The organism is gamma proteobacterium symbiont of Axiagastus rosmarus (genome assembly GCF_059730925.1).
Genome location: NZ_AP035925.1, coordinates 2908825 through 2932857 on the forward strand (window position 1 = coordinate 2908825; position 24033 = coordinate 2932857).

Consider the following 24033-nt stretch of genomic DNA (forward strand, 5'->3'; position numbering starts at 1 on the left):
TGTTCAGGTTCCCTTCTGACAGTCCGCACGCCTTCATCAGCAATACTTTTTTTGCTACAGAGCACGGTGATAATTCAGGGCTCAAACGGCTGACGCTGGAACTGATCGTGGCCGCACTCCGGGCAGCGCGTCAGGCTCTCCGGAGTGTAAATCGCCCGGGTAAAGCCGCACTTTTCACACACCAGGTTACCCAGACCCACCACTTCGCCGCTCTGATACACGCCGTGATGCCGCAGATCCTGAAACACTTCGCGCCACTCCAGCTGGCTCTTATCGGTGATATCGGCCAGCTCTTTCCACAGGCTTTCACGGATCACCCGCAGAAACACTGAATCGCCGAGCGCTTCGCTGGATTCCTGATAGCTGAGCGCGAACTCGTGCAAATCGCGCCGCACCGCGCGCATGACCTCGTCGACTTCGGCGGTGGTCAGCGTCTGTTTCTGCAGCAGCGCGCTGCGCGCCTCGGCGACCAGTGCGTCGACATCACGCTCGCCACGCTCCAGCCGCTGGGTTAATGCTGCTACGGTTGCACGATACTCCTGCGCCACATTATTCATTTTGTTCTCCTTTCCGCTGCGGATGCTGAGTTAAGTTTAGCCGCTTTGCCATATTTGCTGCGCTTAGCGCAGAGGAAATCGCAAAAGGGTGAAAGCGCTGGCGCATTCCGCACAAATCACGCCGCCGGAGGGCGTCAATTGTTGTTGAGGGGCGGCCTTATGGGTATGCTATGCGGATCAAAAGTGTTTAAAAAACGATTTCACAAGGACCACAGGCAGCCATGCAAGAGCAATACCGCCCGGAAGAGATAGAATCCCGCGTCCAGCAGCACTGGGACGAAAACGAAACCTTCAAAGTGACCGAGCAGGAAGGCAAAGAGAAATACTATTGCCTGTCTATGCTGCCCTATCCTTCTGGCCGCCTGCACATGGGCCACGTGCGTAACTACACCATTGGCGATGTGATTGCGCGCTACCAGCGCATGCTGGGCAAAAACGTCCTGCAGCCGATTGGCTGGGATGCCTTTGGCCTGCCCGCCGAAGGGGCGGCGGTGAAAAACAACACTGCGCCAGCACCCTGGACCTACGACAACATCGAATACATGAAAAACCAGCTGAAACTGCTGGGCTTCGGCTATGACTGGAGTCGCGAACTGGCGACCTGTCAGCCTGAGTATTACCGCTGGGAACAGTGGTTCTTCACCAAACTGTACGAAAAAGGTCTGGTCTACAAAAAAACCTCCGCAGTCAACTGGTGCCCGAACGACCAGACCGTACTGGCGAACGAACAGGTGATCGATGGCTGCTGCTGGCGCTGCGACACCAAAGTCGAACGCAAAGAGATCCCGCAGTGGTTCGTGAAAATCACCGATTACGCCGAAGAGCTGCTCAACGACCTCGATAAGCTGGAAGACTGGCCGGAGCAGGTCAAGACCATGCAGCGCAACTGGATTGGCCGTTCTGAAGGTGTGGAGATCACCTTTGACGTGGCCAACAGCGCGGAAAAAGTCACGGTTTACACCACCCGTCCGGACACCTTCATGGGGGCAACTTATGTCGCCGTGGCAGCCGGTCATCCTCTGGCGCGTCAGGCTGCCGTCAACAACCCGGCGCTGGCTGACTTCATTGCTGAATGCAGCAACACCAAAGTCGCCGAAGCGGACATGGCCACGATGGAGAAGAAAGGCATGGCCACCGGCCTGCACGCTATCCATCCGCTGACGGGCGAAGAGATTCCGGTCTGGGTCGCTAACTTCGTGCTGATGGAGTACGGCACCGGTGCCGTAATGGCCGTACCGGGTCATGACCAGCGCGACTGGGAATTCGCCACCAAATACGATCTCAACATCAAACCGGTGGTGCTCAACCTCGACGGTACCGTGCCGGATATCAGCGCCGCGGCGATGACCGAAAAAGGCACGCTGTTCAACTCGGGCGAGTTTGACGGTCTGGACCACGACGCTGGCTTCAACGCCATCGCCGATGCGCTGGCGGCCAAAGGCGTCGGCGTGCGTAAAGTAAACTATCGCCTGCGCGACTGGGGTGTGTCACGTCAGCGCTACTGGGGTGCGCCAATTCCGATGGTGACGCTGGAAGATGGCACCGTGATGCCAACGCCAGAAGATCAGCTGCCGGTAATTCTGCCGGAAGACGTGGTCATGGACGGTATCACCAGCCCAATCAAAGCCGATCCGGAGTGGGCGAAAACCACCGTCAACGGTCAGCCGGCGCTGCGTGAAACCGACACCTTCGACACCTTTATGGAATCATCGTGGTACTACGCGCGTTACACCTGTGCGAACTACAACGAAGGCATGCTGGATCCGGCGGCAGCGAACTACTGGCTGCCGGTCGATCAGTATGTGGGCGGTATCGAACACGCTATCATGCACCTGATGTATTTCCGCTTCTACCACAAGCTGCTGCGCGACGCGGGCCTGGTCAACTCTGACGAGCCGGCCAAACGCCTGCTGTGCCAGGGCATGGTACTGGCAGACGCCTTCTACTACGTCGGTGCCAACGGCGAGCGCAACTGGGTTTCTCCGGTTGACGTTAACGTCGAGCGCGACGAAAAAGGCCGCATCACCAAAGCCATCGACAATCAGGGCCGCGAAGTGATCTACGCGGGCATGAGCAAAATGTCGAAGTCCAAAAACAACGGCATCGACCCGCAGCTGATGGTTGAGCGCTACGGCGCAGATACCGTGCGTCTGTTCATGATGTTTGCCTCCCCGGCGGAAATGACGCTGGAGTGGCAGGAGTCAGGCGTGGAAGGCGCTAACCGCTTCCTGAAACGCGTGTGGAAGCTGGCGTACGATCACGTGGCCAAAGGCGCGACCGTGGCGCTGGATGTCAACGCGCTCAACGATGAGCAGAAAGCGCTGCGTCGCGATCTGCACAAAACCATCGCCAAAGTGGCGGATGACATCGGCCGTCGTCAGACCTTCAACACCGCGATTGCGGCGATCATGGAGCTGATGAACAAACTGCTGCGCGCGCCGCAGGAGAGCGAACAGGATCGCGCCCTGATGCAGGAAGCGCTGGTCGCCGTAACGCGCCTGCTCTACCCATTCACCCCGCACGCCAGCTACGTGCTGTGGCAGGCACTGGGTGGCGAAGGTAGCATCGACGACGCCAGCTGGCCGGTTGCCGATGAAGCGGCAATGGTTGAGGATTCGCTGCTGGTGGTGGTGCAGGTCAACGGTAAAGTGCGTGGTAAAATTACCGTGGCGCCGGATGCGACGCAGGAACAGGTGCAGGCGCGTGCGGCACAGGAGCATCTGGTGGCGAAATATCTGGATGGCGTCACCCTTCGTAAAGTGATTTATGTCCCTGGCAAACTGCTTAACCTGGTCGTAGGTTAAGTTCAGGAGGAACTGTGCGACAACTCGTTATCAGGCTGTTTGTCCTGCTTGCAGTGCTGGTCACTGCCGGCTGTGGTTTTCATCCGCGCGGCACCACGCAGGTGCCACCGGAAATGAAAACGCTGATCGTCCAGAGCGGCGATCCGTATGGCCCGCTGGCGCGCACCGTGCGTCAGCAACTGCGCATCAACGATGTCAAAATCGTTGAAGACAGCAAAGCGGCCAGTGCGCAATACCCGACGCTGCGTCTCGGCGCGGAGAGTCAGGGACGCGACACCGCGTCGGTATTCATCAGCGGCACCACCGCGGAATACTCGCTGGTGATGACCGTCAGCGCGCAGGTGTTGCTGCCGGGTAAAGGCATTTATCCGATCAGCACCACGGTGTACCGTTCGTTCTTCGACAACCCGAACGCCGCGCTGGCGAAGGATGCCGAGCAGGATATGATTGTGCAGGAGATGCGTCAGCGTGCCGCCGAGCAGCTGGTACGTAAGCTGCTGACGGTACACGCCGCGCAGGAGAGCAACAAAGAGACGCTGCCGCAACCTGAAGTGATTGCGCCAGGCGCGGACTCACCGGAAGTGCCCTCCTCGTCAGCCACCAGTCTGCAATGATCAGGATCTATCCTGAGCAACTGCGCGCGCAGCTTCGAGAGGGGCTGCGCGCCTGTTATTTTCTCACCGGTAATGAACCCCTGCTGATTCAGGAGAGCGCAGATGCCATCCGCGCTGCCGCCGCTCAGCAGGGCTTCGACGAGCATTTTTCCGTCAGCGTTGATGCGCAGACTGACTGGGAGGCGATTTTCGCCAGCTGTCAGTCGCTGAGCCTGTTCACACAGCGCCAGACGCTGACGCTGCAACTGCCGGAAAACGGCCCCAACGCCGCCATCGCCGAACAGCTGGTGAAACTGGCGGCGCTGCTGCACAGCGACATTATGCTGGTGCTGCGGATGGCGAAGCTGACCAAAGCGCAGGAAAACAGCGCGTGGTTCAAAGCGCTCAGCGCCAGTGCGGTGCTGGTGCCGTGCCAGACGCCGGAACAGGCGCAGCTGCCGCGCTGGGTGGCCGCCCGCGCGAAAGCCCTGCAGCTGAGTATTGATGACGCGGCAATTCAGCTGCTCTGCTACTGTTATGAAGGTAATCTGCTGGCGCTGGCCCAGGCGCTGGAGCGGCTGTCGCTGCTGTGGCCGGACGGCAAACTGACGCTGCCCCGCGTGGAAGAAGCGGTGAACGATGCCGCGCATTTCACGCCGTTTCACTGGGTTGATGCTCTGCTGGCCGGCAAGAGCAAACGCGCGCTGCACATTTTGCGTCAGCTGCAAAAAGAGGACAGCGAAGTGGTGATTCTGCTGCGCACGCTGCAGCGCGATCTGCTGACGCTACTGCAGCTGCAACGCCAGCAGGCGAAGCAGCCGCTGCGCACGCTGATGGATCAACAACGTATCTGGCAGAACCGCCGTGCCCTGTTCACTGAAGCGCTGCAGCGACTGGATGCGCAACGGCTGCAGCAAGCGGTGCATCTGCTGGCTCAACTCGAACTGACCATGAAGCAGGACTACGGTCAGAATCTGTGGCCGCAGCTGGAGACGCTGTCGTTGCTGCTGTGCCATCGTGATTTTCCGCTGGGTTTAACTGATGTCTGACCTTTACGCGCTGTTTGGCGGCACCTTCGATCCCATTCATTACGGCCATCTGCGTCCGGTCACCGCGCTGGCGCAGCAGGTTGGCCTGCAAAAAGTGACGCTGCTGCCAAACAACGTGCCGCCGCACCGGCCACAGCCGGAAGCCAGCGCACAACAGCGCGTGGCGATGCTGCGCTGCGCCATTGCCGATCGTCCGCTGTTTGATATCGACACGCGCGAGCTGACGCGCACCACGCCGTCATGGACGGTGGACACGCTGGAAACCCTGCGCGCCGAGCGCGGCGCACAACAGCCCCTCGGGTTTATCATCGGTCAGGATTCTCTGCTAACGTTAGGAAAATGGCATCGCTGGCAGGAGTTGCTGTCGCTGTGTCACCTGCTGGTCTGTCAGCGTCCAGGCTACGCCGCGCAGATGGCTACGCCAGAGATGCAGCAGTGGCTGGATGCGCACCGCGCGCATGAGGTGCAGCAGCTGCATCGCGCGCCGGCAGGCCACATCTGGCTGGCCGATACGCCGCTGTTCGACATTTCTGCCACTGAGATTCGCCAGCGCCGCCATCATGGCCAGGACTGCGCCGATCTGCTGCCAGCGGCGGTGATCGACTACATCGATCGCGCGGGCTTATATCGCGATTGATCGCCGCGTGCTATACTGCGCCGCTTCATTTTTGGCTGCGTTTTCCGGGGCATTCAGCCTGCCCATAATCACCTGTTTTTAAGGGGAACCTTTTGCAAGGCAAAGCACTCCAAGAGTTCGTTATTGATAAGATTGATGATCTCAAAGGCCAGGACATCGTTGCGATTGATGTGCAGGGCAAATCCAGTATCACCGATTGCATGATTATCTGTACCGGGACCTCCAACCGTCACGTCTCCTCCATCGCTGACCATGTGATGCAGGAATCGCGCGCGGCTGGCCTGAAACCGCTCGGCGTCGACGGCAAAGCGGCTGCTGACTGGGTTGTGGTCGATCTCGGTGAAGTGATCGTGCACGTGATGCAGGAAGAGAGCCGCCAGCTGTATGAGCTGGAAAAGCTCTGGAGCTAAACGTTGAAACTGCAGCTTGTCGCCGTCGGCACCAAAATGCCCGACTGGGTTCAGACCGGTTTCATGGAGTACCTGCGTCGCTTTCCCAAAGATATGCCGTTTGAGCTGACTGAAGTGCCGGCCGGTAAACGCGGCAAAAACGCCGACATCAAACGCATTCTGGAAAAAGAGGGTGAAGCGATGCTGGCGGCGGTGGGCAAAGGCAACCGCATTGTGACGCTGGATATTCCCGGACAGCCGTGGGAAACGCCGCAGCTGGCGCAGCAGTTAGAGCGCTGGAAGCTGGACGGGCGTGATGTCAGCCTGCTGATTGGCGGGCCGGAAGGCCTGGCGCCGGCGTGTAAAGCGGCAGCCGAGCAAAGCTGGTCACTGTCCGCGTTAACGCTGCCGCACCCGCTGGTGCGTGTGCTGGTGGCGGAAAGCCTGTATCGCGCCTGGAGTATTACCACTAATCACCCTTATCACCGTGAATAAACGCCTGACAACCTCCAGACAATAAACGCAGCGGATGAAATTACAGAGCAACGCTTTTCGCGATTACACTGCCGAACAGAAACTGTTTGTCCGCCGCGCCCTGGTGGCCTTTGTCGGCATCCTGCTGCTCTCCAGCGTGCTGGTGGTCAATCTGTATCATCTGCAGATCCTGCGCTTCGACGACTACAGCACCCGTTCAAACGAAAACCGCATCAAACTGGTGCCGGTTGCCCCCAGCCGCGGCATCATCTATGACCGCAACGGTGTGCCGCTGGCGCTCAATCGCACCATTTACCAGGCCGAGCTGGTGCCGGAAAAAGTCGATGATCTGAAGCAGACGCTGCAGGATCTGCGGCCGGTGCTGGATTTGACCGACGACGATATCGATGCGTTTGAAAAAGAGCGCAAGCGCTCGCGCCGCTTTACCTCCATTCCGGTCAAAACCGGCCTGAATGAAGTGCAGGTCGCGCGCTTTGCAGTGAACCAGTACCGTTTCCCGGGCGTGGAAGTGAAAGGCTACCAGCGCCGCTACTACCCTTACGGCCAGACGCTGACGCACGTGGTGGGCTACGTCTCGAAAATCAACGATCGTGACGTCAAGCGCCTTGATGAAGAAGGCAAATGGCCGAATTACGCAGCCACCCACGACATCGGTAAGCTCGGCATCGAAAACTATTACGAAGATGTGCTGCACGGCAAAACCGGTTACGAAGAGGTGGAAGTTAACAACCGCGGTCGCGTGATCCGTCAGTTGCATGAGCAGTCACCGCAGGCCGGACGCGATATCTGGCTGACCATCGATCTCAAGCTACAGCAGTACATCGAAACCCTGCTGACCGGCAGCCGCGCCGCCGTGGTGGTGAGCGATCCGCGCACCGGTGAGATTCTCGCGCTGGTCTCCACACCCAGTTACGATCCGAATCTGTTTGTCGATGGTATTTCGAGTAAAGATTATAAGGCGCTGCTCGGCGATGAGAACCGCCCGCTGTATAACCGTGCGCTGCAGGCATCGTATCCGCCAGCCTCCACGGTTAAACCTTATGTGGCGGTTTCTGCGCTCAGCGCCGGCGTGATCAACCGCAATACCAGCCTGTTCGATCCGGGCTGGTGGCAGCTGCCGGGCTCGGAAAAACGCTACCGCGACTGGAAAAAGTGGGGCCACGGTCGCCTCAACGTTACCAAATCGCTGGAAGAGTCGGCGGATACCTTCTTCTATCAGGTGGCCTATGACATGGGCATCGACCGCCTGTCGGAGTGGATGACCAAATTCGGCTACGGCCACCGTACCGGTATCGACCTGCCGCAGGAGAGCCCCGGTAACATGCCGACGCGCGAATGGAAGATGAAACGCTTCAAAAAGCCGTGGTATCAGGGCGATACCATTCCGGTCGGTATCGGCCAGGGCTACTGGACAGCGACGCCGGTGCAGATGAACAAAGCGCTGATGATCCTGATTAACGACGGCGTGATTAAAGTGCCGCACCTGCTGCGTGCCACCCGTGAAGGCAACAGCATGGTGCCGTATCGCCAGCCGCCGGATGCGCCGATTGGCGACATTCATTCCGGCTACTGGGAGATCGCCAAAGACGGGATGTATGGCGTGGCCAACCGCGCCAACGGTACCGCGCACAAAAGCTTTGCCGACGCACCATACAAGATTGCGGCGAAATCCGGTACCGCACAGGTGTTTGGCCTGAAAGAGAATGAGACGTACAACGCGCACAAGATTGCCGAACGGCTGCGTGACCATAAGCTGATGACCGCCTTCGCGCCGTACGACAAGCCGCGCGTCGCCGTCACCATGATTCTGGAAAACGGCGGTGCCGGCCCGGCGGTAGGCACCGTGATGCGCCAGATTCTCGACCACATAATGCTGGGCGACAACAATACCGTGCTGCCAGAAGCCGCACCCATGCCGCCCGGCTACGAAGGTGAATAACGATGTCGATGAACGATAGTCCCCAGAAAAGAACGATCTGGACGCGTATCCATATCGACCCGCTGTTTATGCTGATCATCATCAGCCTGCTGGCCTACAGCGCCATTGTTATCTGGAGCGCCAGCGGCCAGGATCCGGGCATGATGGAGCGCAAGCTCGGGCAGATTGCCATGGGCACCATCATCATGCTGGTGATGGCGCAGGTGCCGCCGCGCGTGTATGAAAGCTGGGCGCCCTACCTCTATATTGTCTGCGTGATTTTGCTGGTGGCGGTCGATGCCTTCGGCCACATCAGTAAAGGGGCACAGCGCTGGCTGGATCTCGGTTTTGTGCGCTTCCAGCCGTCGGAAATCGCTAAAATCGCCGTGCCGCTGATGGTGGCTCGCTTCATCAACCGCGATGTCTGCCCGCCAACGCTGAAAAACACCGGCATCGCGCTGGTGCTGATTTTCATGCCGACGCTGCTGGTAGCGGCGCAGCCGGACCTCGGTACCTCCATTCTGATCGCCGCCTCCGGCCTGTTCGTGCTGTTCCTCTCGGGCATGAGCTGGAAGCTGATTGGCGTGGCCGTGCTGCTGGTGGCGGCGTTCATCCCGATTCTGTGGTTCTTCCTGATGCACGATTATCAGCGCGACCGTGTGATGATGCTGCTCGATCCGGAGAGCGATCCGCTCGGTGCCGGCTACCACATTATTCAGTCCAAGATTGCTATCGGCTCCGGCGGCCTGCGCGGCAAAGGCTGGCTGCATGGCACCCAGTCGCAGCTGGAGTTTCTGCCCGAACGTCACACCGACTTTATCTTCGCGGTGCTGGCGGAAGAGCTCGGCCTGGTGGGCGTCCTGCTGCTGCTGGTACTTTATCTGCTGCTGATCATGCGCGGGCTGGTGATTGCCGCACGCGCGCAAACCACCTTTGGTCGCGTAATGTCCGGCGGCCTGATGCTGATTCTGTTTGTGTATGTTTTCGTTAACATTGGCATGGTTAGTGGTATCTTACCGGTGGTTGGCGTGCCGCTGCCGCTGGTGAGCTACGGCGGATCGGCGCTGATTGTGTTAATGGCCGGATTTGGCATCGTGATGTCGATCCACACTCATCGAAAAATGTTATCTAAAAGCGTTTAAGAGGCTGCACATGCGTAAGGACTGGCTTGGGGTTGCTCTGGCATCACTGGTACTGGCTGCCTGTTCCACACCGGAACAGCAGACGAACACGGCCCCGCCGCAGCCGGCCTACAATGGCCCGGTGGTGGAGATTCCCGGCGTGGAGCCGCGCTATGAGCCGATCAATCCTTCTACCAGCCAGGACTACAGCGTCAACGGCAAAACCTACCGGGTGATTAAAGATCCGTCTAACTACAGTGAAGTTGGTCTGGCAACCTGGTACGGCGAAGAGGCGCAGGGCAACCGCACCGCGCTGGGTGAAACCTACGATCCGGACGCGTTAAGCGCCGCACACCCTACCCTGCCGCTGCCAAGCTACGTGCGCGTCACCAACCTGGCCAACGGCCGGCAGATTGTGGTGCGCGTCAACGATCGCGGCCCTTATACGCCGGGCCGGATTATCGACCTGTCGCGCGCCGCGGGCGATCGCCTGAATATTTCCAATAACACCCGCGTGCGGGTGGATTACATCAAGGTAGCGCCGGACGGTTCAGTATCCGGCCCGGGCACCATCGGCACCACCGTGGCTAAACAGAGCTATGCGCTGCCGGCGCGCCCTGACCTGAGCGGCGGCATGGTGATGACCGGCGCCAGCAGCGCGCCAGCGCCTGCCGCACAGGACGTCCGCGCGGTGGATAACAGTTCACTGCAGAGCAACGGCAACATCGGTGCACCGGTGCAGAGCAGCGGCTTTCTCGGCGCACCGCAGCCGTTAGCCAGCGGCGTACTGGAAGGCAGCGCGCCGGCCACAGCGGTTGCCGCCAGCCCTGCCGCACCGGCTGCGGCTGCGGCAGCGAGTCCGGCTCCGGCCAGCCATAACGCCAGCGCCCATGCCGGCAGCGGTTTTGTGGTACAGGTTGGCGCCCTGAATGATGCCGCTCGCGCCCGGCAGATGGCGGACAGCCTTGGCCAGCGCTTTGGTGTACCCGGCGCGGTTGAAGCCAATGGCAACGTCTACCGCGTGCAGCTTGGCGGTTTCAGCAGCCGGGCTCAGGCCGCGGCGCTGCAGCAGCGTCTGAGCACTGAAGCGCAGATCAGCTCCTTTATTACCACGGCCCGCCCGTCAATGTGACGGGCCGTGCCCTTGCCTGCTGACACTGAGGCATAAAGCCAGATGTCGCACGATGGCAGCTTTGCTATAGTAAGGCACTTTTTTCACTCTTAACCCCACGGATGCTGTAGTCCTGAACATGAATACGCTGAAACCTTCTCGTTTTCTGAAACGCCTGACAGTGGGATCACTGGTCGCTCTCTCCCTCAGCCACGTTGCCTTTGCAGATGATGTTAATCTGAAAACCATGATTCCGGGCGTGCCGGACATCGATGCCGAAGCTTACGTGCTGATTGACTATAACTCCGGCAAAGTGCTGGCGGAAAAGAACGCGGACGCGCGCCGCGACCCGGCCAGTCTGACCAAAATGATGACCAGCTACGTCATCGGCCAGGCAGTCAAAGCGGGCAAAATCCATCAGGATGACATTGTTACCGTCGGTAAAGATGCCTGGGCAACCGGCAATCCGGTGTTCAAAGGCTCCTCGCTGATGTTCCTCAAGCCGGGCGATCGCGTACCGGTCTCTCAGCTGACGCGCGGCATCGTGCTGCAGTCCGGTAACGACGCCTGCGTGGCGATGGCCGATTACGTCGCCGGCAGCCAGGACGCGTTCGTTAACCTGATGAACAACTACGTGGGCGCGCTGGGCCTGAAAAATACCCATTTCCAGACCGTGCACGGTCTTGATGCTGACGGTCAGTACAGTACGGCGCGTGACATGGCGCTGATTGGTCAGGCGCTGATTCGCGATGTGCCGGATGAGTACGCGGTCTACAGAGAGAAAGAGTTCACCTTTAATAACATCCGCCAGATGAACCGTAACGGCCTGCTGTGGGATACCAGCCTGAACGTCGACGGCATCAAAACCGGCCACACCGAAGCCGCCGGCTACAACCTGGTGGCGTCAGCGACCGAAGGCCAGATGCGTCTGATCTCGGCGGTGATGGGCGGTCACACCTTCAAAGGCCGTGAAACCGAAAGTAAAAAGCTGCTGACCTGGGGCTTCCGCTTTTTCGAAACCGTGGCACCGCTGAAGGCGGGCAAAGAGTTTGCGTCTGAGCCGGTATGGTTTGGCAACAGCGATCGCGTGCAGCTCGGCGTGGAAAAAGATGCCTACCTGACCATCCCGCGCGGCCGCATGAAAGACCTCAAGGCCAGTTACGTGCTGAACAACACCGAACTGCACGCGCCGCTGCAGAAAAACCAGGTCGTGGGCAGCATCAACTTCCAGCTGGATGGTAAAACCATCGAACAGCGTCCGCTGGTGGTGCTGAACGAAGTGCAGGAAGGCGGTTTCTTCAGCCGCATCATCGATTACATCAAACTGATGTTCCATCACTGGTTCGGCTAAGGCGCGCTTGAAAAATCGCCAATCCGTCCCCAGATAAGCTACTATATTGCTCCCGCTTCGGCGGGAGCCTGTTTTTTATGCACCGGAGTTAATATGAAAACCAAACTGAATGAACTGCTCGAATTCCCGACGCCTTTTACCTACAAAGTGATGGGCCTGGCGCAACCGGAGCTGGTTGATCAAGTGGTTGAAGTGGTGCAGCGTCATGCGCCCGGCGACTACAGCCCTGACGTGAAGCCCAGCAGCAAAGGCAATTATCACTCGGTCTCGATCACCATTAACGCCACCCACATCGAACAGGTGGAAACCCTGTACGAAGAGCTGGGCAACATCGAAATCGTGCGCATGGTGCTGTAATGCTGACGCTGGTAAAGGCCGCTTTGCCAGCGTTATACTCTGCCCTCCACTCGCTACCGGACTTCTGCTTTGTCTGCTAATACGCTTCTTGTTCGTCAGCTTGGCCAGCGCGACTGGCAGCCCGTCTCCGATGCCATGCATCACTTTACCGATCGGCGCGACAGCGCCACCGCCGATGAACTCTGGCTGGTGGAACACCCCGCGGTGTTTACTCAGGGCCAGGCGGGCAAAGCCGAACATGTGCTGGTGCCGGGCGATATTCCGGTGGTACAGAGCGATCGTGGCGGCCAGGTAACCTATCACGGCCCGGGCCAGCAGGTGATGTATGTACTGATTGACGTTAAACGCCGCAAGCTGGGCGTGCGCGATCTGGTCACCGCACTGGAAGAGACGGTCATCGCTACGCTGGCTGATTACGACATCAGTGCGCGTGCACGTGCGGATGCGCCCGGCGTATACGTTGACGATGCGAAAATCTGTTCGCTCGGCCTGCGCATCCGTAAAGGCTGCTCGTTTCACGGTCTGGCGCTCAATGTTGCGATGGATCTGGCGCCCTTCCTGCGCATCAATCCCTGTGGCTATGCCGGCATGCAGATGACGCAGATCAGCGCCTTCCGGCCCGGCATCACGCCGGCGGACGTGCAGCCGCGCCTGGTGCAGCATTTCGCGCGCCTGACCGGCTTTAGCGATACGGAATGGCATGATGAGGTCGCGTGCTGACCTTGACCGTACGTGCGCATTTACAAAATTGTAACTTTCGCCACGGCTTATCGGCTGCTTCTGCCCCGGCGAGATGATATAATTTTTGCAATTTTTTCAAATAAAGTTGAAAGCCTGGTTCTCAGTTTGAGTGAGGAAGCTTTCAAATCGCAATCCCGACCGGAACCTGCAGATTTATGAGTAAACCAATTCAGATGGAACGTGGCGTCAAGTATCGCGATGCCGACAAAATGGCGCTGATTCCGGTAAAAACCGTGGTCACCGAACGCCAGGAAATCCTGCGTAAGCCGGAGTGGATGAAGATCAAGCTGCCTGCGGATTCCAGCCGCATTCAGGGCATCAAAGCGGCGATGCGTAAAAACGGCCTGCACTCGGTGTGTGAAGAGGCTTCCTGCCCTAACCTCGCCGAATGCTTTAACCACGGCACCGCCACCTTTATGATCCTCGGTGCCATCTGTACCCGCCGCTGTCCATTCTGCGATGTGGCACACGGTCGGCCAAACGCGCCGGACGCCAACGAGCCGCTGAAGCTGGCACAAACCATCGCCGATATGGCGCTGCGCTATGTGGTGATCACCTCGGTGGACCGCGACGATCTGCGTGACGGCGGTGCACAGCACTTTGCTGACTGCATCAGCGCCATCCGCGAGAAAAGCCCGACCATTAAAATTGAAACGCTGGTGCCGGACTTCCGCGGGCGTATGGATCGCGCGCTGGAGATCCTCACGGCTACGCCGCCGGATGTGTTCAACCATAACCTGGAAAACGTACCGCGCGTCTATCGTCAGGTGCGTCCGGGCGCTAACTATGAGTGGTCGCTGAAGCTGCTGGAGCGTTTCAAAGAGGCGCATCCGGACGTGCCAACCAAATCCGGTCTGATGGTCGGTCTCGGGGAAACCAATGCGGAAATCATCGAGGTGATGCGCGATCTGCGTCGCCACGGTGTCACCATGCTGACTCTCGGCCAGTATCTGCAGCCAAGCCGTCACCATCTGCCGGTGCAGCGTTACGTCAGCCCGGCTGAATTTGATGAGATGAAAGAGGAAGCGCTGGCGATGGGCTTTACCCACGCCGCCTGCGGTCCGTTCGTCCGCTCGTCTTATCACGCTGATATGCAGGCCAAAGGCCTGGAAGTGAAGTAATCTCCTGCCGCGATTGCGCCCTGCTGCGGCGCAATCGCAAAAATTCTGCTTAAACCGCTTAATTCCTGTCGCAAATCTGTCGCTTTAACCGCTGAGGCCATAAGAGCCTGTTTATTATTTTTTATTTTCTCAGTGTTTTTTTCATAAAGGTCAGATTATGCAATCATCCTTTCATATCGATGAGCTCGATTTTATGCGGGCGGCGGATGTGTCAGGTCCATCCTCTGGTAGACCGCGAAGCGGCGCGTCGGGCGAAAGCCTGGATGCGCTAAAAGCGCGCACCACGCCCATGGATATCACCAATCCGTTCGTAACGCCCCATGCGTCGTGCGAACTGGCGTTTCTTGCAACCGCCATCAGCATCGACCACCGCTACGACGAAATTCATCTGCACCTGCCGCAAAGCGCGCAGCCTGCGTCTGCGCCCGCGCCCGCGCCCGCACTGCCGTTCACCGAACTGCGCAGCGTAACGCCGGATGAAACGCCGTTGCTGCCAGCGCTGCTGCCGCTGGAGTCAGCCCAGCAGGCCGCCGGCGAGAGCGTCTGGCATAGCCTGCCTGAGGTTCCGGCGCTCAGCCCGGCGCTGTCGCTGGTCAGCGCGCTGCCTGCGGCATGGTATGCAGCAGAACACCAGACGCCCCACCCGTCGCCTGTCCCCACGCTCCCAGTCCGGCAGCCGCTGAGTCTGCCAGAGGTGGCTGTGCTGCGCGACATACGGCAACACGACTATGCGGTGGATTACGACGACAGCGGTGAGCCGAAAATGTTTAGCGGCACGCTGGCGGCGGGCGCTCAGGTGCATATTTATATCGATAATGTGCTGATTGAAGTGGTAACGGGCGACGCACAGGGTCACTGGCAGTTCGCTCAGCCCGCCGATTTAAGCGCGGCACAGCATGTATTCAGTGCAGAGTTCGTCGATGAACAGGGGCATGTCAGCAGCCGTTACAATAAGTTGATTACCGTACTGCCGCAGCCTGCCGCTATTATCACGCCAATTGATGACAGCGATCTCAGCGCGATTGATTGTGCACTGATGGAACTGGCGATGCAGCAGGATGATATTGCGCCCGCTCTTCTGCCGCTGACCTTCAGCGAAGCATGGCTGGATGAGTGGCACAGCGCTGACAGCACGCTAACCGCCAGCGGCGATCACGGTGGCAACCTGCCAGGCTGGGATGAACCGCTGGAACATCACATTGTCTGGCACTAAAAAACGAAAACCAGACTGTGGCAGTCTGGTTTTTTAACGTAATAAATATTTACACTTATTGACGTTCAGCGCAGAGATTACTCTTTGTGGCCGACGCGTTCTGCAGGCGTTTCTTCGGCACTGCTTTTGGTTGCGGTGGATTCATCATCTTTCATGGCTTTTTTAAAGCCCTTGATTGCGGAACCCAGATCGCCACCCAGTGAACGTAACTTGTTGGTGCCAAAAAGCAGTACGATAAGCGCACCGATGATCAGCAGTTTGGCAATACTGATACCTTCCATATTTTACCTTTCAACCTTCGCGAAAAACGGACAGCACTATTAACGCGCAGTTATTCACCACGCTCAACTGCAATCTGTAACAGAGTGAGATCTCAGCGTCAGATAAAGCGGCTGAGAAACGCCTGGGTACGCGGATGCTGCGGATTGCCAATCACCTGCTCTGGCGGTCCCTGTTCCACCACCACGCCACCATCCATGAACACCACGCGATCGGCGGCTTCACGCGCAAAGCCAATCTCATGCGTTACCACAATCATGGTCAGGCCGCGATTGGCTAAGGTACGCATGGTAGCCAGCACTTCCCCCACCAGCTCCGGATCCAGCGCTGAGGTCGGTTCATCGAACAGCATCAGCAGCGGTTTGATCGCCAGCGCACGGGCGATCGCCACGCGCTGCTGTTGTCCCCCCGACAGATGCCGCGGCCAGGCGTCGGCTTTATCGCTCAATCCGACCGTTGCCAGCAGCTCACGCGCGTGTTGCAGCACCTCATCACGTGGGAACTTGTGCACGCCAATCGGCGCTTCCATGATGTTTTGCAGTACCGTCATATGGGGATAGAGATTGAACTGCTGAAACACCATGCCGATTTTCTGCCGCTGATGGGCAATTTTCCGCGCCGACAGGCGATGCAGCAGACCGCGCTTTAGCGCGTAACCAATCTGCTCGTCGCCCACCATAATCGAGCCGGCATTCATCTCTTCCAGATGATTAATGCAGCGCAGAAAGGTCGACTTGCCTGAGCCCGAAGGCCCGAGAATCACCACCACTTCGCCCGGAAACACATCGAGATCGATGCCTTTCAGCACCGCGTTATCACCGAAGCTCTTTTGCACATTACGCGCACGCACCAGCGGCTGAATCTCGCTCATACGTCCTCCTTTAAACGCGGGGCCGCGGCCAGCGCCGTGTCACTGCTGGCGCGTCGTTTGTTCATCACCACGGTACGTTTGCTGCCGCGCGCGTAGTAGCGCTCAATGGCTGACTGGCCGACGTTGAGGATCGAGGTAATCAGCAGATACCAGATCACCGCCACCATCAGCATCGGAATGATTTCAAAGGTACGGTTATAAACGGCCTGCACCGAATAGAGCAGATCGCCCATCGCGATGACGCTCACCAGCGACGTGGCTTTGATCATGCTAATCAGCTGGTTGCCGGTCGGGGGAATAATGGCGCGCATCGCCTGTGGAATGATGATACGCCGCAGCGCGCGGCTGCGGCTCATGCCAAACGCCTGAGTGGTTTCAACCTGACCGTGATCGACCGACAGCAGGCCGGCACGGATAATCTCCGCCATATAGGCAGCCTCGTTGAGCGCCAGACCGGCGATGGCGGCAGTCAGCGGCGTGATCAGATCGTTAGTATTCCAGCTGGCAAAGGTGATGTCCGTCCACGGCACGGTGATCGAAAGCGTGGGAAACAGTGTCGACAGGTTGTACCAGAATATCAGCTGCACCAGCAGCGGCGTACCGCGAAAGAACCAGATGTAGAGCGCCGACACGCCGCTCAGCAGTTTATTCTCTGACAGCCGCCAGACCGCCAGCAGCAGCCCCAGCAGGGTGCCCAGCACCATCGACACCACCGTCAGCCCGAGCGTCACCTGCAGCCCTTTCAGCACCGAGCCTTCGGTAAACCACTGCAGCACCACGTGCCACTCAAAATTGGGATTGGTCGCCACCAGCCACAGACCATTCGCTGCCAGCGTCAGGACCACGATCCAGCTAACCCAGCGTCCATACGCGGGCGCGCTACGGGCAAAAGCGACGTCGCGCTGCGGCACGTCCCCCTGATCCGTGGGGCGCGCGTTGGGGCCGACGGCACTCATTTTGCCGTCTCCTGCGCCAGGTTACGTCCCGGCTGCGGCAGCATGTTGCCGTCCAGCTGCCACTTTTTCATGATGGCCGCGTAGGTGCCGTTGGCAAACAGTTCTTTGTAGGCATCCAGCACCACCTCGCCCAGCGGCGAGCCTTTGGGAACGACCGTGCCCTGAAAGATATCGCCAAAGCCGTTTTTCTGCCCCTGACCAGACAGTTCAAGTTGCCCCTGCGCCTGCTCAATGAAATAGGTCAGCGGCGCCTGCGAGGAGAAGAAGGCATCCGAACGCTTCGAGCGCACCGCCAGTATCGACGAAGGCTGATCGGTGAAGGACTGCACCACGACTGCAGGTTTGCCCGCAGCCTCACAGGCGGCTGACTGTTTGCGGATCACCTGCTCCGCCGAACCGGCCGCCATTACCGCGATGCGCTTGCCGCAGGTATCTGCCAGACCGTTGATGTGCGCCGGATTGCCCTTCTGCACGCCAAACACCACGAACTCCTGCACGTAGTCGATGAAGTCCACCTTTTGCTGGCGATCCGGATAATCACCTATCGGCCCGATGGCCATCTGATAGCGTCCGGAATTAATGCCGGCCAGTACGCCGGACAGACCGCTCACCGTCGCGTGTTCAATTTTCACGCCCAACAGCTGGCCGAGCGCCACGGTAAGATCGGCCGAGGCGCCATCCATTGAGTGCGGCCCGTTAACGATCTCATACGGCGGAAAGGAGCCGTTGTTTACCGAGATCATTTTGCCAGCCTGCTTGATCTGCGCGGGCAGTCGATCGTGCAGCGCCTGATCCATTTTTTGCGTCGGAATGGCGTCCGCTGCCTGGGCGACGCTCGCCGTCAGGCCGGTCGCCAGCGCGATGGCGGTTAAAAGCATTTTCATCAGTCAGTTTCCCCCAGGCAGGTCAAAGTGATTGCAATTCCGGACGGGCAAAGCGGCGATTTTCCAGTACCGGCAGCACGCTGCGGGCGTAGGCGATGCGGGCCGGATCCAGTTCGGCAAACACCAGTGCAGCGCACTCCGGTGCCTTAGCAATCACCACGCCAAGCGGATCGATCACCAGACTGTTACCAATGTTGCGCGGCCCGCACTCGCCTACCGCCACCATGTAGCAGGTGTTTTCCAGCGCGCGCGCACTGGTCAGCAGTTCCCAGTGCATCTCCTTTAACGGTCCTTTTACCCAGGCGGAAGGCAGCACCAGCACGTCGGCACCGTCCAGCACCAGCCGGCGCGCCAGTTCGGGAAAACGCACGTCGTAGCAGGTCATCAGCCCGACTTTCATGCCGGCCACCTCAACCAGCGGCGGCACGGCATCACCCGGATTAACCCGCTGCGACTCCTGCATGGCGAAGGCATCGTACAGATGCAGCTTGACGTACTGCGCGATGATTTCGCCATTACGCAGGGCAATCAGCACGTTGTGCGCTTTGTTATCCTGCGTCGGCACGTGCACGCTCATCATGGTGGTCAGCGCGTTACCTTTGCTGGTTTCCAGCAGCTGACTGACAAACGGCCCATCCAGCGGCTGTGCGGCTTTTAACACCAGATCGGGATCGGCGATATCGCGCGCCAGCACGCCTTCCGGCAGCACCAGCAGATCGGCGCCCGCCGCCAGCGCATCCTGCATCAGACCGCGACAAATGGCGGTGTTCTCCTGCCATTCGCGGCTAACGGCGAACTGCCCCATGGCTACTTTCATCTTCACTCCCCTCTGGCCGCCGCCGGGAAAATCTCCTCCGGCGAGAGCAACGTTGTGGTTAAGCCCTGCTGAAACAGCTCACGGGCGAAGTCGGCAATCATCCTTTTGTTAGCGGTAAATCCGTTTTGATTCCAGTCGGCAGGCAAATCCTGCGCGGTGCGTCGCAAATCATCCAGCAGCCACGGCGTGGTATCCGCGTACTTCTCGCGTTTGCGCATCCACAGCTGATACGCGCGATCGATCACCTCGCTCAGCGCCTGCGGCAACCACGGATGCGCCGCCGCCAGCGCCGGCTTCAGCGCCAGCAGATGAATACCGGGCACATAGCCGACGCGGTTGAAGTAGTCGCGCTCAGCACTGACGAAATCCGCCTGCAGCTGGCGCAGACCGGAATCTTTCAGGAAAAAACCCTCAGGCATAAACGGTGTGAACACCGCATCCAGCTCGCCGGCTTTCAACAGTTCAATCAGCGGACGCTCGTCGGGCGCCGGTTCGATGCGGCCCGGGCGACCAAATCCCGCCAGCCGGTCAACAATCGGATGATCAGCGGTCAGGCGTCCGGCAAACCAGAAGGCGTCGTTGATATCGACGCCCGCTTCGCGCAGCACGGTGCGCGTCCAGGTATTGCCGGAGTCCTGCCAGCCGGTAACGCCGATTCTTTTGCCTTTCAGCTGGGCTGGCGTGGTGAGCGGGCTGGCGGTGGTGGTGATGATGCAGCGCTGGCGAAAGCCACGCATCAGAAAGTGCGGCAGGCCGAGCAGTGAGCTGTCGCCGCGCGCCCGTGCCTGCGCATAGCGGCTGAACGACACCTCACCGCCTTCGTAGTGTTCACTGCTGGCCAGGTTATCCACCAGCGTGCCTACGCGGTCAATGACCAGCCTGAAGCCCTGTGGCTGAATATCGCCCAGCGCCAGCGGCGTGAAGTAATCCCAGTCGCGCACCGCCAGTCTGATAGTGATCATCGTTGTGCTTCTCCATTTGTTCAGCCGCCACGCTGGCGCTGTGCATTTTTTCTGCAAATTGTGCTTGAATTTGAGTCTAAAACGCGAATACTAATCTGAACAATCATTTCTTTGTTACTGAACAAAGCTTTTTCTTATGACGCAAATTGTGGATGCAGAGTGGCTCAGCCAGCAGATTAACGACGCCTCGGTAAAAGGCATTACCCTCGCCGCGTCAACATTGATTCGCGACGGACAGATTGCCGTGGGCATGCAGATGCCAGCGGTGCGCGATTTGGCGGAACGGCTGGGCGTGAGTCCGGCCACGGTATCCGCGGCCTGGGCCCAGCTGAAAAAGCAGAAAGTGCTGGCGGGTAAAGGGCGAAGCGGAATCTGGGTGTGCGGCAACAGTGTGATGCCGCGACCGGTCCGCTTTGAGAAAATTGGCAACTATGGTGAAAACGTCAAAGCCGCGCTGGCGATGGCTGCGCCCGATCCGGCACTGCTGCCGGACCTGCGCCCGGCGATGCTGGCCGGGCTGGCTTCACCGCAGCTGAATAGCTATCAGCGTGAGGCGATTTCGCCACAGCTGCAGGCGGCCATTGCGCCGCGCTGGCCCTGTCCGGCGGAGGCGTGGCTGGCGACCGATGGCGGCTTCGATGCCATGAACCTGATAGTGCAGACGCTGCTGTCACCCGGCGATCGGGTAGTGATTGAAGATCCGACGGCGACGCGTCTGCTGGATATGCTCGACAACATCGGTGCCGAGATCCTGCCGCTGCCCGGTGATGAGCAGGGACCGCTGCCTGAGGTGCTGGCGACACACTTACAGAAAGCGCCAGCGATGTTCATTTATCAGCCACGCACCCACTCGGCAACCGGCTACAGCGTCAGCCAGCAGCGAAGCGAAGCGCTGGCGCAGGTGCTGGCGCAGAGTGCCACCCTGATTGTCGAGGATGATGGCATCGGCGATTTGTCGCGCTGGCCGGTGTGGAGTCTCGGCCGCCACTATCCGCAGCGCACGCTGCACGTGCACTCCTTTTCCAAAGCCTACGGCCCGGATTTGCGGCTGGCGGTAGTATCCGGCACGGCAGAACTGGTGAAACGGCTGCAGTCGTGGCGTAACTTCGGGGTCAGCTGGACCAGCCGTATTCTGCAGGATGCGGTGGCCTGGATGCTGAGCGATGCGCCCACCCAGCAGCGCATACAGCAGGCCAAAGGCACGTATGCCGCGCGCCGTCAGCAGTTGCTGGCCGCACTGGCGCGGCGCGGGCTGGTACAGGAAGATCGCGACGGCCTGAGCGTGATGCTGCCGGTGGCATCAGAGCAGTATGCCATGATCACCCTCGCCGCCAGAGGCATCACCGTGCTGCCAGGCGAACGCTGCAGCATCAACAGCGGGCAGTTCATTCGCGTCAGCATTGCGCGGCTGCCGGCCGATCAGCTCGACAGCATCGCCGATGCGTTAGTGATTGCCTGCGGACGCGAGCTTAATATCAGCCCAGATCTTTGATGTGATAGCGTGGCGATTCAACGTAGCCTTCTCGCGCATAAAACTGGTTGGCTTTCAGTCGCGAGGCGTGACAATGCACTTCCATGCGGTCGCAGCCGCGCGCGCGCGCCAGTTGCTCGGCGTGGTTCAGCAGTTGCTGGCCGCTGCCTTTACTGCGCTCGCCCTCGGCGATACAGAAATAGCTGATGCGCGCGAAATCGCCCGCTAATGCCAGCTGCGGAATAAAGTGCAGCGAAAGAAATCCCAGCACCTGGTTACCGTGTTCCGCCACCAGCAGCGTCTCGTCGGGATGGGCGCACAATTGCGCCAGCCGCTCGCTGATAAATTTTTCCGTGCCGCGATAACCCAGCTCGGTTAACAGTGCACTCAGGGCAAAGCTGTCTTTGGCCTGTGCTTCACGTATGTTCATCCTGCCTCCTCCGTTCCCTGACTGCTGTTATATAGCGTTGCCGCTAAAAAATCTGCAAGTAAGCTTTGTTATGAGTATGTTACGGGAATTATCTGTGAGCGACGCCGCAGAATGTGCCTTGTCATGCCGCTGTCATGCTGGCTTAAGGCTGGCTTAATCTTGCTTTGCCATGCTGGCATAAATGAAGTTGCGAGGCATGACACATGAAGAATCTGGTACCGCACTGTTTAAATGAATGGCTGGCGCTGTCGCTCAGTACGCTGGTGATTATCGCCTGGGCCATTAGCTGGTGGCAGGGCTGAAAAAAGCACAAAAAAAACCCGCCATCAGGCGGGTTTTTAAAATTCTGACTGTTAACTTACAGAGCGGTAACGTTAGCAGCAGATGGGCCTTTAGCGCCGTCGGTGATTTCAAACTCTACACGCTGACCTTCAGCCAGAGTTTTGAAGCCGTTGCTCTGGATAGCAGAGAAGTGTACGAATACATCTTTGCTGCCATCTTCTGGAGTAATGAAACCGAATCCTTTGGACTCATTAAACCACTTAACGTTACCTTTGATCTTGGACATCTATATTACCTTTACATGAAAAATGGACACTAAACTGTGTCGGCATCTAGTACAGCAATTGCAGTGACATTTGTCCAGCGCGAATTGATGAAAAAGTGATAAATATTGATTTTTTCCATGCCCTTCACACTTTCTGCGCATCTTCAGCGATTAAAACTGAAATCTTAACCAGGCAAAATAGACGTTGCCGTTGTTATAAGTGCCTGGAATGTAAGTCATTTGGAAGGTTGCCGGGCCATACCCTATCGAAGCCAGCGGCAATACCAGCGGAACCGGGATATATCGCCAGTTATCCCTGGCCGTCACGCCTGCGGTGTAACCGGCGCCCAGATGGAAATTCTGATCGTTTAGCGGTCGCCAGGTCGCTTCCCAGCCGTAGCCGGCGATGGGCTCCCACTTGTTAAACGAGTCTTTGAACGCCATGGCATACAGGCCGTGCCAGTTGCCCTTTTCATCCCAGCGCGAAACGCCACCGCCCGCGCCCCACGGCCGCTCGTTGTACTTTTTGATGTGTTCATCATCGTAAGTAAAGCGGTTGTGCCAGGTGATAGCCGGGACGTAAAGATCGTAATTTTGCGGTTGTGTCCAGGTTTGCGCCACGTTATCGGAGAAGGTATTCCAGCCCGATTTAATCGCTTCGCCTGTGGTTGCCGCTGGTGTCGAAAAAGAGACCGATGAAGTCAAAATACAGCCGCAAAAGGCTGCAGAAATACGCCAGTTCACAACAATGCTTCCTGTTAAATCATCCTGTATCCGGCAGTCACCGCGTAGCGCCACATCGCGCCGCACCGTGCTGCCGTGGGTTAATGGCTGATGCCACGAGCGCGTACAGCGCGCGCGCCACGATGGCGCCAGTCGCACCCGGCTCTGCTGGCAATCAGCTGGTTAATTTTACCTCACTGCGCGAACGGAGTCGAAACGGCAAATAAACAAAACGCAGAGGGTAAAAGGTGCAGAAAATGCACCGCTCAGTTGATGATTACTTAGGGTGATTACTTAATATTCAGCAACTTATCCGTAGAAATTGATTTCATGAATAAATTAATAAAATTTATCAATTGAACTCACCCGATGATTGAGATAAATCTCATCACTCCAGGACGGAGAGAGGAGGAACTGAGATGACAATTCGTTGCAGCCGCTGCGGTTGCGCCAAATTTTTTTATACAGTACCCGGCAAGGAAAAGGTCGACGATCCCGATCATCACGGCGCCTGTTGCGCCGCGTGCGGCAAGCCGATCAGCCTGCGCGATGTGATCCCGCTGTCATCCCTGCAACCGGCTTCTGCCGCCCGTCACGTTGAATAATGTTTTCAGGCACCCGCCGGGTGCCTGAACG

At 58.5% G+C, this 24033-nt stretch carries 26 protein-coding genes; 16 read left to right on the plus strand and 10 right to left on the minus strand.

All coding sequences use genetic code 11. The features are described 5' to 3' along the window. Positions 1-74: 74 nt before the first annotated feature. Positions 75-557 carry a zinc ribbon-containing protein gene (locus tag AC6I8F_RS13705; RefSeq protein WP_021508577.1) on the minus strand — a complete coding sequence of 161 codons (483 nt, stop codon included), beginning with the start codon at positions 555-557 and terminating at the stop codon, positions 75-77. A 221-nt stretch (positions 558-778) separates the two neighbouring features. Here AC6I8F_RS13705 and leuS point away from each other — a divergent pair, with 221 nt between their 5' ends. From leuS to AC6I8F_RS13775, 14 genes are all read left to right on the plus strand, one after another. After that, positions 779-3361, plus strand: a complete 2583-nt coding sequence (leuS, locus tag AC6I8F_RS13710; protein ID WP_152391253.1) for a leucine--tRNA ligase — start codon at positions 779-781, stop codon at positions 3359-3361. Between the two features lie 14 nt (positions 3362-3375). Beyond that, the gene (lptE, locus tag AC6I8F_RS13715; RefSeq protein ID WP_021508579.1) at positions 3376-3975 is read left to right on the plus strand and encodes an LPS assembly lipoprotein LptE; all 600 of its coding nucleotides are present in this window, start codon (positions 3376-3378) and stop codon (positions 3973-3975) included. Then, complete coding sequence (gene holA, locus AC6I8F_RS13720; protein ID WP_021508580.1) at positions 3972-5003, plus strand: DNA polymerase III subunit delta; 1032 nt, start codon at positions 3972-3974, stop codon at positions 5001-5003. Before lptE ends, holA begins: the two co-directional genes overlap by 4 nt. After that, positions 4996-5640, plus strand: coding sequence for a nicotinate-nucleotide adenylyltransferase (nadD, locus tag AC6I8F_RS13725; protein ID WP_058769435.1), 645 nt, complete (start codon positions 4996-4998; stop codon positions 5638-5640). Before holA ends, nadD begins: the two co-directional genes overlap by 8 nt. Before the next feature lie 92 nt (positions 5641-5732). Then, entirely contained in the window at positions 5733-6050 is a 318-nt protein-coding gene (rsfS, locus tag AC6I8F_RS13730; RefSeq protein WP_021508582.1) for a ribosome silencing factor, read from the plus strand. A gap of 3 nt (positions 6051-6053) precedes the next feature. Then, positions 6054-6524, plus strand: a complete 471-nt coding sequence (rlmH, locus tag AC6I8F_RS13735) for a 23S rRNA (pseudouridine(1915)-N(3))-methyltransferase RlmH (RefSeq protein ID WP_058757899.1) — start codon at positions 6054-6056, stop codon at positions 6522-6524. A 34-nt stretch (positions 6525-6558) separates the two neighbouring features. Next, a complete protein-coding gene (gene mrdA, locus AC6I8F_RS13740) occupies positions 6559-8463 on the plus strand; it encodes a peptidoglycan DD-transpeptidase MrdA (RefSeq protein WP_021508584.1) in 1905 nt (634 codons plus the stop codon). Positions 8464-8471: 8 nt separating this feature from the next. Further along, positions 8472-9584, plus strand: coding sequence for a peptidoglycan glycosyltransferase MrdB (mrdB, locus tag AC6I8F_RS13745; RefSeq protein WP_031279886.1), 1113 nt, complete (start codon positions 8472-8474; stop codon positions 9582-9584). Between the two features lie 10 nt (positions 9585-9594). Beyond that, positions 9595-10695 (plus strand): endolytic peptidoglycan transglycosylase RlpA, encoded by a 1101-nt coding sequence (rlpA, locus tag AC6I8F_RS13750; protein ID WP_132465575.1) that lies wholly within the window; start codon positions 9595-9597, stop codon positions 10693-10695. Between the two features lie 118 nt (positions 10696-10813). Beyond that, positions 10814-12025, plus strand: coding sequence for a D-alanyl-D-alanine carboxypeptidase DacA (dacA, locus tag AC6I8F_RS13755; RefSeq protein WP_021508587.1), 1212 nt, complete (start codon positions 10814-10816; stop codon positions 12023-12025). A 93-nt stretch (positions 12026-12118) separates the two neighbouring features. Next, positions 12119-12382 (plus strand): DUF493 family protein YbeD, encoded by a 264-nt coding sequence (gene ybeD, locus AC6I8F_RS13760; RefSeq protein ID WP_010618866.1) that lies wholly within the window; start codon positions 12119-12121, stop codon positions 12380-12382. A 69-nt stretch (positions 12383-12451) separates the two neighbouring features. Then, a complete protein-coding gene (lipB, locus tag AC6I8F_RS13765) occupies positions 12452-13102 on the plus strand; it encodes a lipoyl(octanoyl) transferase LipB (protein ID WP_278427522.1) in 651 nt (216 codons plus the stop codon). A gap of 176 nt (positions 13103-13278) precedes the next feature. After that, positions 13279-14244 (plus strand): lipoyl synthase, encoded by a 966-nt coding sequence (gene lipA / locus AC6I8F_RS13770; RefSeq protein WP_058757902.1) that lies wholly within the window; start codon positions 13279-13281, stop codon positions 14242-14244. A 157-nt stretch (positions 14245-14401) separates the two neighbouring features. Then, positions 14402-15457: a hypothetical protein gene (locus tag AC6I8F_RS13775; RefSeq protein WP_211725132.1), complete on the plus strand. Its 1056-nt coding sequence runs from the start codon at positions 14402-14404 to the stop codon at positions 15455-15457. Between the two features lie 77 nt (positions 15458-15534). Here the strand turns inward: AC6I8F_RS13775 and tatE are convergent, their stop codons facing one another. The 6 genes from tatE to AC6I8F_RS13805 all read right to left on the minus strand — a co-directional run bounded on the left by tatE (position 15535) and on the right by AC6I8F_RS13805 (position 20226). Further along, positions 15535-15738 (minus strand): twin-arginine translocase subunit TatE, encoded by a 204-nt coding sequence (tatE, locus tag AC6I8F_RS13780; RefSeq protein ID WP_010618871.1) that lies wholly within the window; start codon positions 15736-15738, stop codon positions 15535-15537. Positions 15739-15836: 98 nt separating this feature from the next. Beyond that, entirely contained in the window at positions 15837-16607 is a 771-nt protein-coding gene (locus AC6I8F_RS13785; RefSeq protein ID WP_058757904.1) for an amino acid ABC transporter ATP-binding protein, read from the minus strand. Continuing rightward, on the minus strand, positions 16604-17563 hold the full coding sequence (locus AC6I8F_RS13790; RefSeq protein ID WP_132465587.1) for an amino acid ABC transporter permease: 960 nt from the start codon (positions 17561-17563) through the stop codon (positions 16604-16606). The genes AC6I8F_RS13785 and AC6I8F_RS13790 overlap by 4 nt, the downstream gene beginning before the upstream one ends. Continuing rightward, positions 17560-18447 carry an ABC transporter substrate-binding protein gene (locus tag AC6I8F_RS13795; protein WP_058769431.1) on the minus strand — a complete coding sequence of 296 codons (888 nt, stop codon included), beginning with the start codon at positions 18445-18447 and terminating at the stop codon, positions 17560-17562. The genes AC6I8F_RS13790 and AC6I8F_RS13795 overlap by 4 nt, the downstream gene beginning before the upstream one ends. A 22-nt stretch (positions 18448-18469) precedes the next feature. After that, positions 18470-19264 carry a deaminated glutathione amidase gene (locus tag AC6I8F_RS13800; protein ID WP_059010522.1) on the minus strand — a complete coding sequence of 265 codons (795 nt, stop codon included), beginning with the start codon at positions 19262-19264 and terminating at the stop codon, positions 18470-18472. 2 nt (positions 19265-19266) lie between these two features. Next, positions 19267-20226: a substrate-binding domain-containing protein gene (locus AC6I8F_RS13805; RefSeq protein WP_481657771.1), complete on the minus strand. Its 960-nt coding sequence runs from the start codon at positions 20224-20226 to the stop codon at positions 19267-19269. A gap of 136 nt (positions 20227-20362) precedes the next feature. Here AC6I8F_RS13805 and AC6I8F_RS13810 point away from each other — a divergent pair, with 136 nt between their 5' ends. After that, positions 20363-21718 carry an aminotransferase class I/II-fold pyridoxal phosphate-dependent enzyme gene (locus AC6I8F_RS13810; RefSeq protein ID WP_150360912.1) on the plus strand — a complete coding sequence of 452 codons (1356 nt, stop codon included), beginning with the start codon at positions 20363-20365 and terminating at the stop codon, positions 21716-21718. Here the strand turns inward: AC6I8F_RS13810 and AC6I8F_RS13815 are convergent. The 3 genes from AC6I8F_RS13815 to pagP form a co-directional block, all read right to left on the minus strand. Then, the gene (locus tag AC6I8F_RS13815; RefSeq protein WP_058769427.1) at positions 21702-22127 is read right to left on the minus strand and encodes a GNAT family N-acetyltransferase; all 426 of its coding nucleotides are present in this window, start codon (positions 22125-22127) and stop codon (positions 21702-21704) included. The genes AC6I8F_RS13810 and AC6I8F_RS13815 overlap by 17 nt on opposite strands. A gap of 358 nt (positions 22128-22485) precedes the next feature. Further along, positions 22486-22695: a transcription antiterminator/RNA stability regulator CspE gene (gene cspE, locus AC6I8F_RS13820; protein ID WP_010615627.1), complete on the minus strand. Its 210-nt coding sequence runs from the start codon at positions 22693-22695 to the stop codon at positions 22486-22488. A 150-nt stretch (positions 22696-22845) separates the two neighbouring features. After that, positions 22846-23418, minus strand: a complete 573-nt coding sequence (gene pagP / locus AC6I8F_RS13825; RefSeq protein WP_021508599.1) for a lipid IV(A) palmitoyltransferase PagP — start codon at positions 23416-23418, stop codon at positions 22846-22848. Between the two features lie 398 nt (positions 23419-23816). Between pagP and AC6I8F_RS13830 the strand changes: the two genes are divergently transcribed. After that, on the plus strand, positions 23817-24002 hold the full coding sequence (locus AC6I8F_RS13830; RefSeq protein ID WP_058781246.1) for a hypothetical protein: 186 nt from the start codon (positions 23817-23819) through the stop codon (positions 24000-24002). Positions 24003-24033: the final 31 nt, after the last annotated feature.

What these genes read in the sequence shown, in the direction of transcription:
- AC6I8F_RS13705 (WP_021508577.1), bottom strand. Translation starts at nt 557, where the DNA reads ATGAATAATGTGGCGCAGGAGTATCGTGCAACCGTAGCAGCATTAACC.
- leuS (WP_152391253.1), top strand. Translation starts at nt 779, where the DNA reads ATGCAAGAGCAATACCGCCCGGAAGAGATAGAATCCCGCGTCCAGCAG.
- holA (WP_021508580.1), top strand. Translation starts at nt 3,972, where the DNA reads ATGATCAGGATCTATCCTGAGCAACTGCGCGCGCAGCTTCGAGAGGGG.
- nadD (WP_058769435.1), top strand. Translation starts at nt 4,996, where the DNA reads ATGTCTGACCTTTACGCGCTGTTTGGCGGCACCTTCGATCCCATTCAT.
- mrdA (WP_021508584.1), top strand. Translation starts at nt 6,559, where the DNA reads ATGAAATTACAGAGCAACGCTTTTCGCGATTACACTGCCGAACAGAAA.
- mrdB (WP_031279886.1), top strand. Translation starts at nt 8,472, where the DNA reads ATGAACGATAGTCCCCAGAAAAGAACGATCTGGACGCGTATCCATATC.
- rlpA (WP_132465575.1), top strand. Translation starts at nt 9,595, where the DNA reads ATGCGTAAGGACTGGCTTGGGGTTGCTCTGGCATCACTGGTACTGGCT.
- dacA (WP_021508587.1), top strand. Translation starts at nt 10,814, where the DNA reads ATGAATACGCTGAAACCTTCTCGTTTTCTGAAACGCCTGACAGTGGGA.
- ybeD (WP_010618866.1), top strand. Translation starts at nt 12,119, where the DNA reads ATGAAAACCAAACTGAATGAACTGCTCGAATTCCCGACGCCTTTTACC.
- lipA (WP_058757902.1), top strand. Translation starts at nt 13,279, where the DNA reads ATGAGTAAACCAATTCAGATGGAACGTGGCGTCAAGTATCGCGATGCC.
- AC6I8F_RS13775 (WP_211725132.1), top strand. Translation starts at nt 14,402, where the DNA reads ATGCAATCATCCTTTCATATCGATGAGCTCGATTTTATGCGGGCGGCG.
- tatE (WP_010618871.1), bottom strand. Translation starts at nt 15,738, where the DNA reads ATGGAAGGTATCAGTATTGCCAAACTGCTGATCATCGGTGCGCTTATC.
- AC6I8F_RS13785 (WP_058757904.1), bottom strand. Translation starts at nt 16,607, where the DNA reads ATGAGCGAGATTCAGCCGCTGGTGCGTGCGCGTAATGTGCAAAAGAGC.
- AC6I8F_RS13790 (WP_132465587.1), bottom strand. Translation starts at nt 17,563, where the DNA reads ATGAGTGCCGTCGGCCCCAACGCGCGCCCCACGGATCAGGGGGACGTG.
- AC6I8F_RS13795 (WP_058769431.1), bottom strand. Translation starts at nt 18,447, where the DNA reads ATGAAAATGCTTTTAACCGCCATCGCGCTGGCGACCGGCCTGACGGCG.
- AC6I8F_RS13800 (WP_059010522.1), bottom strand. Translation starts at nt 19,264, where the DNA reads ATGAAAGTAGCCATGGGGCAGTTCGCCGTTAGCCGCGAATGGCAGGAG.
- AC6I8F_RS13805 (WP_481657771.1), bottom strand. Translation starts at nt 20,226, where the DNA reads ATGATCACTATCAGACTGGCGGTGCGCGACTGGGATTACTTCACGCCG.
- AC6I8F_RS13810 (WP_150360912.1), top strand. Translation starts at nt 20,363, where the DNA reads ATGACGCAAATTGTGGATGCAGAGTGGCTCAGCCAGCAGATTAACGAC.
- AC6I8F_RS13815 (WP_058769427.1), bottom strand. Translation starts at nt 22,127, where the DNA reads ATGAACATACGTGAAGCACAGGCCAAAGACAGCTTTGCCCTGAGTGCA.
- cspE (WP_010615627.1), bottom strand. Translation starts at nt 22,695, where the DNA reads ATGTCCAAGATCAAAGGTAACGTTAAGTGGTTTAATGAGTCCAAAGGA.
- AC6I8F_RS13830 (WP_058781246.1), top strand. Translation starts at nt 23,817, where the DNA reads ATGACAATTCGTTGCAGCCGCTGCGGTTGCGCCAAATTTTTTTATACA.